Source organism: Burkholderia sp. 572, from assembly GCF_040545135.1.
GTDB lineage: Bacteria > Pseudomonadota > Gammaproteobacteria > Burkholderiales > Burkholderiaceae > Burkholderia > Burkholderia cepacia.
In genome coordinates, this window is the sequence record NZ_JBEPLH010000065.1 from 1 (window position 1) to 1,356 (window position 1,356).

Sequence of the window (1,356 nt, forward strand, 5' to 3'; positions counted from 1 at the left end):
GAGCCTATCCGAAACTTTGTGTGCGAGGCATAAACTGGCGACCAAGGAGCCACTTTTATGCCACGCAAACGCAAGGAAGAAGTGACGATCGAACCGGGCAAGGGCTTGAACCTGGACCCGGAACTGATCAAGCAACTGGTGCCCGGAACGCTGGACCGGGCGACGATCAACGAGCAGCTTGCCGCACTCAAGAAGGCGATCTTCGAGCGGGCGCTGGGCGGCGAACTGACCCACCATCTCGGCTACGAGAAGGGCGAGGCCAAGCCGTCGGACAGCACGAACCACCGCAACGGCACCAGTCGCAAGCGCATCACGACCGACGACGACCTGCTCGACGTCGAGATTCCGCGTGACCGCGAAGGGACGTTCGATCCGGTGCTCATTGCCAAGGGCGAGCGACGTTTTACCGGCTTCGACGACAAGATCATCGCGATGTACGCGCGCGGCATGAGCGTGCGGGAGATTCAGGGGTTCCTGCTGGAGATGTACGGCATCGAGGTATCGCCGGACTTCATCAGTACAGTGACCGATGCGGTGATCGACGAAGTGCGTGAATGGCAGCAGCGGCCGCTCGAGCCGATGTATCCGGTCGTGTTCTTTGACGCCTTGCGCGTCAAGATTCGCGACGAAGGCGTGGTCCGCAACAAGGCGATCTACTTGGCGCTCGGCGTGCGCCGCGACGGCACACGTGACGTGCTCGGCCTCTGGATCGAGCAGACCGAGGGCGCTAAGTTCTGGCTGCGGGTCGTCAACGACCTGAAACTGCGTGGCGTGCAGGACATCCTGATCGCCGTGGTTGACGGCCTGAAGGGCTTCCCGGAAGCGATCAACACCGTGTTCCCGGAAACGACGGTTCAGACATGCATCGTGCATCTGATCCGTAACTCGCTGGACTTTGCGAGCTGGAAAGATCGCAAGTCGGCTGCCGCCGCGCTCAAGGAGATCTACCGAGCACCGACGGCCGAGGCGGCCGCCGTGGCGCTGGACGCGTTCGACGCTGGACCGTGGGGCACGAAATACCCGCCAATTGCCGCACTCTGGCGGCGAGCCTGGGAGCAGGTGATTCCCTTCTACGCGTTCGCGCCGGACATACGGAAGATCATTTACACCACGAACGCCATTGAGTCGCTGCACATGCAGCTTCGCAAGATCATCAAGGCACGCGGCCACTTCCCGTCGGACGAGGCCGCGCTGAAGCTGATCTGGCTGGCACTGCGCAACGTCGTTGCCAAGTGGACCGGCTCCCGGCACGATTGGAAGAGCGCGATGACCCAGTTCGCGCTGCTTTACCCAGAGCGCTTTAGTATCGGAATCTGAGTTTTAACCTGCCTCACACACGAAATTCCGGATACCTCC

1 protein-coding gene is annotated in these 1,356 nt (G+C 61.4%); it reads left to right on the forward strand.

The features are described 5' to 3' along the window. Positions 1–57: 57 nt before the first annotated feature. Entirely contained in the window at positions 58–1,317 is a 1,260-nt protein-coding gene (locus ABIC51_RS40820) for an IS256 family transposase (RefSeq protein ID WP_027787261.1), read from the forward strand. Positions 1,318–1,356 lie beyond the last annotated feature (39 nt).